9 protein-coding genes are annotated in these 10,659 nt (G+C 59.6%); 4 read left to right on the forward strand and 5 right to left on the reverse strand.

From position 1 onward, the window contains the following. From QQL64_RS06160 to QQL64_RS06170, 3 genes are all read right to left on the reverse strand, one after another. On the reverse strand, window positions 1-1,594 hold a 1,594-nt coding region (locus QQL64_RS06160), incomplete at its 3' end, for an ESPR-type extended signal peptide-containing protein (RefSeq protein ID WP_284397034.1). A 295-nt stretch (window positions 1,595-1,889) separates the two neighbouring features. Continuing rightward, entirely contained in the window at window positions 1,890-2,132 is a 243-nt protein-coding gene (locus QQL64_RS06165; protein WP_284397036.1) for a hypothetical protein, read from the reverse strand. Window positions 2,133-2,267: 135 nt separating this feature from the next. Further along, window positions 2,268-2,960, reverse strand: coding sequence for a response regulator (locus QQL64_RS06170; protein ID WP_284397039.1), 693 nt, complete (start codon window positions 2,958-2,960; stop codon window positions 2,268-2,270). A 143-nt stretch (window positions 2,961-3,103) separates the two neighbouring features. Here QQL64_RS06170 and QQL64_RS06175 point away from each other — a divergent pair, with 143 nt between their 5' ends. Further along, window positions 3,104-3,757, forward strand: coding sequence for a response regulator (locus tag QQL64_RS06175; protein ID WP_284397042.1), 654 nt, complete (start codon window positions 3,104-3,106; stop codon window positions 3,755-3,757). 7 nt (window positions 3,758-3,764) lie between these two features. Here QQL64_RS06175 and epmA read toward each other — a convergent pair whose 3' ends face one another. Further along, window positions 3,765-4,733: an EF-P lysine aminoacylase EpmA gene (gene epmA, locus QQL64_RS06180; protein ID WP_284397045.1), complete on the reverse strand. Its 969-nt coding sequence runs from the start codon at window positions 4,731-4,733 to the stop codon at window positions 3,765-3,767. Then, window positions 4,733-7,126, reverse strand: a complete 2,394-nt coding sequence (ligA, locus tag QQL64_RS06185) for an NAD-dependent DNA ligase LigA (protein ID WP_284397047.1) — start codon at window positions 7,124-7,126, stop codon at window positions 4,733-4,735. Before ligA ends, epmA begins: the two co-directional genes overlap by 1 nt. Window positions 7,127-7,246: 120 nt before the next feature. Here ligA and QQL64_RS06190 point away from each other — a divergent pair, with 120 nt between their 5' ends. From QQL64_RS06190 to QQL64_RS06200, 3 genes are all read left to right on the forward strand, one after another. Further along, the gene (locus QQL64_RS06190) at window positions 7,247-7,873 is read left to right on the forward strand and encodes a phosphatase PAP2 family protein (RefSeq protein ID WP_284397052.1); all 627 of its coding nucleotides are present in this window, start codon (window positions 7,247-7,249) and stop codon (window positions 7,871-7,873) included. 89 nt (window positions 7,874-7,962) lie between these two features. Next, window positions 7,963-9,414 (forward strand): MFS transporter, encoded by a 1,452-nt coding sequence (locus tag QQL64_RS06195; RefSeq protein WP_404601021.1) that lies wholly within the window; start codon window positions 7,963-7,965, stop codon window positions 9,412-9,414. A 44-nt stretch (window positions 9,415-9,458) separates the two neighbouring features. After that, window positions 9,459-10,658: a cation:proton antiporter gene (locus QQL64_RS06200; protein WP_284397055.1), complete on the forward strand. Its 1,200-nt coding sequence runs from the start codon at window positions 9,459-9,461 to the stop codon at window positions 10,656-10,658. Window position 10,659: the final 1 nt, after the last annotated feature.

A 10,659-nucleotide genomic window follows, 5' to 3' on the forward strand; every position in this document is an offset into this window, starting at 1 on the left:
TGTTGATGTCGCTGGTGTTGGTGGCGATGTTGGCCGTGTTCGTCGCGATATTCGCCGTGTTGGTGGCGATGTTGTTGGTGTTGGTGGCAATGTTCGCCGTGTTCGTCGCAATGTTGGCCGTGTTGGTGGCCACGTTTTCATTGGTGGCAAACAACTGCGAACCGTTCACCGCGTCGGTGCTACCGGCGGCCACGTTGCCGGCCGTCACACCGGTCAGTGTGCGCGTGCCCGCCGTGCCGGTGAAATCCACCACCGCGCCGTCGGTGTTCGCACCCACGGTGAGGTTTGCACCCGCGGCGGTCTGCTGCACCAGACCCACCGTGCCGCTGCCGATCTGATCGGCGAGGTCACTGATGTCGCTGGTGTTCTGCGTCACGCGGCCGTCGATATTCGTGATCGCGGCGCCTACACCGGTTACCGGCGTGCCGCCCACCGTATAAGTAGGCGCAGTGATCGAACCATCGGCATTCACCGTCGAGTTGCCACCCAGCGCAGTGGCCACGCTATTGGCAGTACCGTACAACTGGCTGCCGTTCACCGCATCGGTGCTGGTGGCGGAAATGGTGCCGGCACCCATGTTCACGATCTTGTTCTGAGTGGTGCTGTTGCCTACCGAGATGGTATTGGCCGTATCGGCGACCGAACCCGCGCCCAAGGCAACAGCGTTCGACGCGGTGACGTTGGCCCCAGAACCAATCGCGACGCTATAGTCGCCATTGGCAATGGCTGATGGTCCGAAGGCCGCGGAGTTGACGCCGGAAGCCTTCGCCGCGATGCCCACTGCCGTACCATTTGTCTCCGTTGCCAAGGCGCCATTGCCCATGGCGACCGCTCCCTGTCCGCTTGCGGCAGCAGCAGAGCCGATTGCGATGCTGAAATCAGCGTTTGTGGTCGCTTTAGTCCCAATGGCTATTGCATCAGTACCCGTAGCGCTAGACGGAAGGGCACTGTACGCGCCGATCGCAATGGCACCTGAAGTATTGGCGATGGCGCCTGACCCGAAGGCCGCGGAGTAGTCGGCGGCCGCTTTAGAGCCCGTACCGATGCTCACAGCAGAAGTGCCTGAGGCTGTGCCGTACAAAGCAATGGCTTCATAACCTGAGGCGTTAGCACTACTGCCAATAGCAATGGCGCCCCCATTTGTAGCTTGTGCCCCCGTACCGAGAGCTACTGTGTTCAAGTTATTAGCGGTTGCCCCATAACCAATAGCGATCGCCGGATAGGCAGCATCGGCTGAACTTCCAGTTGCGACATTGCCAATGGCAATGTCGTTGGCATTGCCGGTGGTAACCGTGCCGCCATTTCCTATCGCAATACCCGGAGATGACGGTAGTGATGCGTCCAAAGGCGTGATAACGCTATCTGCCTCACATATACCCGCAGAATTCAGTGTGCCCGACTGACCGTCGGATGTAGTGCAGGTGGTGCCGCTGCCGGCGGCAAACGCGGCGCCAAACGGTGCAGACGCGGCGAGTGCAACAGCCAACGCGCTGACTAGCGCTTTGCGACTCTTCTTGCGGCCCTTGGCCAATTCCGATGCCACGACCCACTTACCGGTGGCGGCGTTCCAGACAATGCGATAGATGGTGTTCATAAAATGGTTTCCTGGTGAGTTAGCTTGAAATTCGGGCGCACTTTCCCGTCACGAGGTGTTTCCATCGCGCAACGAGATCCATTCGGTGAAGTGCTTCGATTGCCTAGAAGGCGTGGCCCGAGGTAGTTCGCCGGGCACAGTGCAATCCTAGAAATAAGCTCAATCGCCAGCTATCGGACGAGGACTAAACGAGTCTCGTACTAGTCCTAAATCAACAAATAGGGGGCTCGCCACGTACCACTTACTGCGTGGTCGAATGCTGACTCATGGGTCGGAGAACGCGTGAAATTAGGTACTATTTACGGCGCTTTCGCGGACGCGCTGTGTAGACTGCCGCCGACTCGGCAATTCTCTTGATGGTCGGATCCGTGGAGTCCCTGCAGACTTTCAGCCACTCGTCCACCAGACGACGCTGCTGCGTCGCCGATGCGTAGACAAAATTATTGAGGCATTCGACAAACGCTGGACGCTTCGTTTTGTCGAGCGTGCAGAAGCCGAGTAGCACAGCGGTGATTTCTGTATCGGACGGCTCGTCCACGATGAGTCCCTTTGTCCAAGGCAAACCGACCGAGCATCGGTTCCGATCTGAACGAAGGTATATGTGTACCTATGAGTAAGCTATCGGACATTGCCTAACATGCACAACGTTTAGGCGCACTGCATGTCGGATGAATCAGACGTCTTTATCAGTTTGCCTGGCAGTACGGCGCGACATCTGCGATGTCTGCACAAGACCATGCGCCAAGGCGTAATTGAAGATGTCCGCATCGTTTTGCAGCCCAAGCTTCTTCATGGCCGCCATCTTCTGGGCACTGATGGTCTTGCTGCTGCGACCTGCACGGACGCCGATCTCAGATACCGTAAGCCCCTCTGCATAGAGGCGAAGAACCTCGGCTTCCCGTTTGCTGAGCCGAACGTGTGAATCATGTTCGTCGGACGCTGCCGATATCTGTTCGAGCAAGCGCGATGCCTCAGGCGACAGATAGCGTTCACCGTGTTGCACGGTGCGAATAGCGTGTTCAACATGATCAAGATCGTCAGATTTACTGACGATACCGCCTGCGCCAACTTCGAGGATGCTGGATAGGACAGTACTATTTTCCATGCCGGTGAGCACCACGAGCCGAACGGCTGGGAAGCGCCGCTGCAGAAAGCGCAGCAGCGACAAACCATCACCGTAACGACCGCCTGGCATGGAAAAATCGGTAACGACGACATCACAAGCCGTTTTACCTAATAGCTCGACCAGGTCCGTAGAGTTACTAGCCAATCCGACAAGTTTTATCCCTTCTAGTCCGGACAACAGGTGCTCCATGCCGGCCAGCATGGTCGGATGGTCATCGACTACGGCAACCCGTATGGCCAAGCACGACTCCTTACGTTCGTTACCCACAATATCCGACACTTAAGCTAGCACAGGCTGTGCTCCCGGGGCCTACCGGGTTGTACTAGGATCGACACATCAAGCAACGTTAGACGTTACCAGTACCGCCGATGGATCACGCCAGGATGGATAACTTTATTCGAGTAGCGGTAGCTGACGATCATCCGGTCATCCGGATGGGTATCGAGGCCACGCTCGATGACATTTCCTCGGTGCGACGGATCGGCTCCGTAGCGGATTCGACGCAGCTGATCGCTCTGCTCGACACCCAGCCATGCGATGTGTTGGTAACCGATTATGCGATGCCGGGCGGCGAGCACGGCGACGGGTTGGAGCTGGTTGCTTTTCTCCGCGTGCGTTATCCGCAGCTTCGTATCATCCTGCTGACAAGCATGGATAAAGCGGTATTGATTCGCAGCCTGCTGACGCATGGCATCAACGCCGTTCTCAGCAAGACAGACGATATATCTCACCTGCGTGCAGCGATACAGGCGGTGCATATCGGCCGGCGCTATTTCTCGCCAAGCATCGCCAGCATGATGAAGTCGTTGCCCTCCGCCACCGCATCTTCCCGTCTCTCACAACGAGAAGCAGAAGTGATCGCGCTCTATGTCGGCGGCGATACCATCAACGACATTGCCGAAAAACTACAGCGCAGCAAGCAAACGATCAGCACCCAGAAAATCAACGCCATGCGCAAACTCGGCATCGAGACGGATGCCGATCTCTTCAAATACGCGATCGAACTCGGCCTGACGCAAACCCCGCTCAAGGAATAGATCGCGCTTAGGCTTGCGAAAAGGGAAAGGCAAGCACATCGCCGATGCGATTGGTTCCTGCCAGGCACATCAATAACCGCTCGATACCCAATGCAACACCGGCGCAGTCGGGCATGCTGTCGAGCACCGCCAGTAGTTGCTCATCGACCGGCATTTCGCGCAAGCCGCGTTCGCGACGGCGCGCGTTGTCGCGCTGAAAACGCGAGCGTTGCTCCGCGGCATCATTGAGTTCGTGATAGCCGTTGGCCAGTTCGTAGGGCCCGAGATACAGCTCGAAGCGTTCGGCCATCGGCGGATCGCCGGGCCGTATGCGAGCCAATGCGGATTGGCTCGCTGGGTAATCGTGGATCACCGTGATGCGGTCGCTCGGAAAGGTCGGTTGCAGTTTGTGCGTTATCAGCAGATCCAGCCAGTCGTCACGCGTGAGGCCGAGCGGATCGATGTTGTATTCGGCCAAGGGTTTGCGCAGGTCATCGATACCGGCGTGTAGCGGATCCAGCCCCAGTTCGTCGAGAAAGAACTGACGGTAGCCTTCGATGAGCACTTCGGCACGCCGACCAACCATCGCAAGCGCGGATTCGACCAGGGTGATGGCCTCTTCCATCAGCTGTCGATGATTCCAACCGACGCGGTACCACTCCAGCATGGTGAATTCGGGGTTGTGCCGCTCCCCTGCTTCGCCGTTGCGAAACACACGCCCGAGTTCGTAACAATCACCCACGCCATCGGCGAGCAGGCGTTTCAGTGGATGTTCGGGCGAGGTACGCAGCCAACGGTCGCGCGCGCCGGCATCGACATGACCGCTGAACGGGGCGCTGAAGCTTTCGATGTTTGGGTCCGTGTTGCCGGCGGCAGACAGAATCGGGGTTTCCACTTCCAGCACGCTACGTTCCGCGAAAAAAGCGCGAATCATCGCGTAGAGCTGCGCGCGCCCCTTCAATCGTTGGCGGAACGGTGTGACGGAAGGGATATCCATTAGCTTGATGCTCCGTATGTCTTGAACAGATCGAGCAAGCGTGCTTCGTCCCACACTTCGACGCCCAGCTCTTGCGCTTTGTCGAGTTTGGACCCTGCCGCTTCGCCCGCGACAACGAAGCTGGTTTTCTTTGACACACTACCGGCGACCTTGGCGCCCAACGCCTCGAGCTTTTCCTTGGCCTCATCGCGTCCCATGCTGCTCAGAGATCCGGTAAGCACGGCGGTCTGGCCAGCCAGAGGCAATTCGGCGACGGCGTCTTGTTGGGGTGTTGCGGCGAGCAAGCGATGCATCGCCTGCTCCGCCTCATGCAGTGTTTCGCGTTTGGCAGGATCTGTAAGGTAGTCGTCCAGGCTCGTCGCGGCGTTCTGCGGCACGCCCGCGGTAATCCAGTGCGCCGCACCGCCGGTGCGCAATTTGCCAAGCGTGGGGAAATGCGTAGCGAGCAATTCGGCATTGCGACGACCTATGCCGTTGATGCCCGCGTCCTCCAGCAAAACCGACAGACTCAGCTTTTGATGCAGGCGCGGCGAAGGGTCGGTTTCATCGGTCAGTTTTATACCGGCTTTCAGCAATGCATCCACGACGGCGCCGTTGCCCTCTTGTCGGAAGAAAGCGGCGATCGATCCGGCGACCTCCGCGCCAATGTCCGGCAATTCACGCAGAATCGCGGCAGGCATGCCGCGCACCCACTTCAGCCGCCCGAGCCACGTTGCGAGTGTCTTCGCCGTGCTTTCGCCGATGTGCACGATGCCGAGGGCATAAAGGAACCGTGCCAGTGTCGTCGTCTTGCTGGCCTCGATCGCCTCGATCAGATTTTCCGCCCACTTGGTAGCGATCTTGCCGGCTTTAACGGTTTCGGGCGTGGTGCCGTCGCGCTCGTCGGCGCGACGTTTCATTTCCAGCAGATGATCCAGCGTGAGGTGGTAGAGATCGGCCGGCGTATGCACGTAACCGAAGTCCACCAGCGCATCGACGAAGCGCTCGCCGATGCCTTCGATATCCATCGCGCGGCGCGACGCGAAATGAATCAGCGCTTCCTTGCGTTGTGCCGCGCAGATCAGGCCACCGGAACAACGCCAAGCGGCCTCGCCCTCTTCGCGCACCAGCGCCGACCCACATACCGGACAATGCGTAGGCATTTGCCACGGCCGCGTCTTTGCGGGACGCCGTTCGGGAATCACGCGCACCACTTCGGGAATCACGTCGCCCGCGCGGCGCACGATCACCGTATCGCCCACGCGCACATCGAGGCGCGCCACCTGGTCGGCGTTGTGCAGCGTCGCGTTGGTAACGGTGACGCCGGCCACTTGCACCGGCGCGAGTCGTGCTACCGGTGTGGCCGCGCCGGTGCGGCCGATCTGGATCTCGATCGCGTCGACCGTCGTGCTTTGTTCTTGTGCGGGGAACTTGTGCGCAATCGCCCAGCGTGGTGCGCGCGCGACAAAACCCATCTCGCGCTGACCGGCGTAATCGTCCAGTTTGTAGACCACGCCATCGATGTCATAAGGCAAGCGATCGCGCTTGGCGCCGATGCGCGTGAAGTAGGCAATCAAGCCATCGAAGCCCTTGGCGACATCCACTTCCGGCGACACCGGAAAGCCCCAATCTCGCAATGTGTGCAACGTCTGCGAGTGCGTCGATGGCAACTCGCCTCCCTCGACCACACCGACGGCATACGCATAGAAACTCAATTTCCGCTTGGCGGTGATCGCCGGATCGAGCTGCCGTAGCGAACCGGCCGCACCGTTGCGCGGATTGGCGAGTGTCTTCTCGCCGTGCTCTAGCGCACGTGCGTTGAACGCGTCGAAATCCTTGCGCAGCATGATGACTTCGCCGCGGACTTCCAGCACGCGCGGCCAGCCCTCGCCGCGCAACCGCAGCGGAATGGCGCGCACCGTGCGCAGATTGGCAGTGACGTCTTCGCCGGTTTCACCGTCGCCACGCGTCGCGCCTTGTACGAAGATGCCATTTTCATAGCGCAGGCTGATGGCCAGGCCATCGAGTTTGGGTTCGACCGAGAACACGGGGTTACGCCTGCCCAGCGTCTGTTCGATGCGACGTTCGAATTCGGCTACTTCGCGGTAACGCTCTCGATCCGTGCCGCCCTCCTGCTCGAAGGCATTGCCCAGCGACAGCATGGGTAGCGCATGCCGCACTTCGGCGAAACCGCCTTGCGCCCGTGCGCCCACGCGGCGAGTCGGCGAGTCCTGCACCGCTAACTGCGGATGTTCGGCTTCCAGCGCTTCGAGTTCGCGCATGAGTGCGTCGTACTCGGCGTCGGTGATCTCCGGATCGTCGAGGACGTGGTAGCGATAGTTGGCTTGCTCGATCCGGCGGCGCAGGTCGGCCGCGCGGCGGCCCGGGTCTAGGGAGGCGGATGTCGGACTCATAGTCTCGAAGTTTAACGATTCACGCACTTGTCTGGCCGTTTCTAAGCCCACTGAAAGCTTGCAGGCATAGGGTACGTCTCACACGTTGCAGCGTTACATCGCAACGGGGAGGGAAATGCCATGTATAGCAAGCGCTTAGGGCTGCTTTTGGCGATCCTTTTGTGTTCCGGCCCGGCCCTTGCCGGTGGCGGCCCATTCGGGATCGATTCCCGTCTGAAATACGACAACAGCGGCATCTGGAGGCGTAGTAACCAGACGGCGCTGATGTACGGCACCATCGCGACGGTGGGCGTGGGTGCGCTGGCCTTTGGTGACCATGACAAGCTGGGTGACACATTCTGGCGCTCGGTCGACGCCATGGTCATTTCCAGCCTTGGCGCGGAAGCGATGAAGTATACGTTCCAGCGCGAGCGGCCGTCGCAGACCTCCAATCCAAACTTGTTCTTCCGGGGCACCAACGCGCAGAGTTTCCCGAGTGGCGAAGTCACCGCCATATCGGCGGCGGTAACGCCCTTTATGGTGAACTACGGACCGGATCACCCGCTCGTCTACGCATTGGCGTTGTTGCCTGCCTACGATGCCGAAGCGCGTATGAAGACGCGCAGCCATTGGCAGAGTGATGTGTTGGTCGGTGCTGCGCTGGGTGCAGGCGTGGGCATTTGGGCCTCGCGCCGCAGCTCTCCGCTTATCATCGGCTGGCTGCCCGGGGGCTTCCAGGTGGGCTTCATCCATCATTTCAAACCATGAGGTTTGTTGACGCTCAATGTGAAACGGCACTGACTTGCACAGCTGAAAGCACAGGAAAAAAGCTGCCATAGCAGTTATCATGACGCGTCATGTCTCCCCCTTCCGCCGTATCTTCCACCACCGCCACCGCGGTTACGACGGACATGGGCAAGCCGTCCACTCGTGAGAGTTACAGCGGCCTGATCTGGTTAGTGGCGGCTGCGTTCTTCATGCAGGCGCTCGATTCCACCATCGTCAACACCGCCGTGCCAGCCATGGCCGATGCGCTGGGCGTCACGCCATTGGGCATGCGCAGCGCGCTCACCAGTTATGTGCTGACCCTGGCGATTCTGATTCCTGCCAGTCCGTGGTTATGCGACCGCTTCGGTACGCGGCGGGTGTTCGGTATCGCCATCAGCGTGTTCGCGATCGGCTCCCTACTCTGCGGTCTCTCACAGACCTTGCCGCAACTGGTGATGGCACGCGTGCTGCAAGGTTGTGGCGGCGCGGCGCTGATGCCAGTGGGTCGTTACGTGCTGGTGCGTACGATCGACAAACGCGACTTCGTGCAAGTGATGAGTACGGTCGCCACCTTCGGCCTGCTGGGCTCGGTACTCGGACCGCTGCTCGGCGGTGCGCTGGTGGAATACACGAACTGGCGATTGATCTTTCTGCTCAACGTGCCCGTGGGCATCGTCGGTATCTGGCTCAATCGCCACGAAATGCCTGAGTATCGTCTCGATAAGGCGAACCGCTTCGATCTGGTCGGTTTTCTGCTTTTTGCCGGCGCGTCGGCGTTGTTGCTGGCCGCTTCCGAATTCGCGGCAGACGAACATATCCGCTGGGCGGAAATGGGAACACTGGTGCTGATGGCTATCGGCTTGGGCATCGTTTATGTGTGGCATAGCCGCCGCACCGATCACCCGGTCGCTGATATCAGCCTGTTGCGTGTACGCAGCGTGTGGGTGTCGCTGTCGGGCAATCTGCTTACACGACTTGGTGTCAGCGGCATGTTCCTGCTGATCGTGCTGTTTCTTCAGGTGGGCTGCGGATGGTCGCCGCTGATGGCGGGTCTGATGATGGTGCCGCAAGCGCTGGGTTCGATCAGCGCGAAATGGCTGGTAAATCGTCTGCTGATACGCCTCGGTTATCGCCGCATGCTGTTCGCCAATACGCTGATCGTGTCGGTACTGCTGGCGATGTTCGCATTGCTTGGTCCCCACACTCCGATGGCCATGATCGCGTTGCTGGTGTTTGTCTACGGTGGATTCATGGGCATGCAGTACACCGTTATGAACACGCTGATCTATACCGATCTGGATATCAAACATGCATCGATGGCTTCGTCGATGGCCTCCACCACGCAATACCTATCGATGAGCTTCGGCATTGCGATGGCAACGCTGCTTATGCAGACGCTGCTGCACGGCCATGGCAATGCTGCGTACGTAGTGGCATTCCGTTGGACGGTCATTGTGTTGGCGATCATTACCGCCGTCGCCAGCCGGGTATTTGCGCGGCTCGACAAAGTCCCAATCGCCACGGTGCCATCATCCGCGTGAACGAGTAGCATGTCCGGCATGCTCATGATCGAAGGATGCCGACCATGCACCACGCCAACGAGATCCTGTTTTCTCTTTTCATCGTCTTCGTTGCCGCACAGATTGGCGCGGAGATCGCCCAACGGCTGAAGATGCCGGGCGTCGTGGGCGAGATCGCCGCGGGTTGCGTGATCGGTCCTTCACTGCTTGGCTGGATTACACCTGAGCAGATCGCCTCCGGCACACCGTTGGATGTGCTATCCGAAATCGGCGTGGTGTTGCTGCTGTTTTCTGTCGGTTTGGAAACGCGACTTGAGGATCTCAAGAAAGTCGGCAAGTCGGCGCTGCTTGTCGGTGTACTCGGCGTGCTGCTGCCGTTTGCCATGGGTTCTTTTTGGGCGCACTCGAGCGGGTATCCCTGGGACAAGTCCTTGTTTGTGGCGGCAGCCTTCGTAGCGACCTCTGCCGGCATCACGGCCCGTGTCCTGCAGGAACTCGGCGCGCTGCAGCGTGTGGAAAGCAAGGTGATTCTTGGCGCCGCGGTCATCGACGACATCCTGGCCATGCTGCTGTTGGGCGTGGTGGTATCGCTGCAGGGCGGCAAAGGCTTTGACGTCAGCCATTTGCTGATGGTGCTGGCGGGTGCGATCGGCTTTATCGCGGTCATCGGCTGGGGCGGCTCGCGCGTGATGCGCTGGAATTCAACCTGGCTCGATAAACCAAGCAGCGTGTATTCGCCGCTGCTCATCGTGCTGGCGCTATGCCTAGGGCTTGCTTACGTATCCACGCTGTTTGGATTGGCGGCGATCATCGGCGCCTTCCTGGCGGGCATGATTGCCTCCGAAACTCGTCAGCAACACACGCTGGAACAACAGTTTCAGCCCTTGCTGGCGTTGCTTACTCCGTTCTTCTTCGTGCTGACCGGAAGCAAGATCGATCTGCATCAGCTCGCCAATACGGACGCACTGATCGCGCTTGCCGTTGTGACCTTGATCGCCATCGTGTCGAAACTGCTCGGCGGTTTTCTCGGGGCGCTATCGCTGGGACGCATCGGTGCTGCCATCGTAGGCTTTGGCATGGTGCCGCGTGGCGAAGTAGGCGTGGTGATCGCCAGCCTTGGCCTCGCCGCTGGCGTATTCAACGACCAGATGTACGCCATCATCGTGGCGATGTCACTGCTTACCGCGATGGTGACACCGCCAGTGCTGGCGTGGCTGCTGCGCCGAAGTGTCGGCAGCACGCCAACTCAGGAAAGCGAGGCGTGAA

The sequence above is a fragment of the Dyella lipolytica genome, from assembly GCF_030160075.1.
Lineage (GTDB): Bacteria > Pseudomonadota > Gammaproteobacteria > Xanthomonadales > Rhodanobacteraceae > Dyella_B > Dyella_B lipolytica.

Excerpts from the sequence above, each read along its gene's own strand:
- QQL64_RS06200 (WP_284397055.1), top strand. The coding sequence starts at position 9,459 with ATGCACCACGCCAACGAGATCCTGTTTTCTCTTTTCATCGTCTTCGTT.
- epmA (WP_284397045.1), bottom strand. The coding sequence starts at position 4,733 with ATGGATATCCCTTCCGTCACACCGTTCCGCCAACGATTGAAGGGGCGC.
- QQL64_RS06190 (WP_284397052.1), top strand. The coding sequence starts at position 7,247 with ATGTATAGCAAGCGCTTAGGGCTGCTTTTGGCGATCCTTTTGTGTTCC.
- ligA (WP_284397047.1), bottom strand. The coding sequence starts at position 7,126 with ATGAGTCCGACATCCGCCTCCCTAGACCCGGGCCGCCGCGCGGCCGAC.
- QQL64_RS06175 (WP_284397042.1), top strand. The coding sequence starts at position 3,104 with ATGGATAACTTTATTCGAGTAGCGGTAGCTGACGATCATCCGGTCATC.
- QQL64_RS06195 (WP_404601021.1), top strand. The coding sequence starts at position 7,963 with ATGTCTCCCCCTTCCGCCGTATCTTCCACCACCGCCACCGCGGTTACG.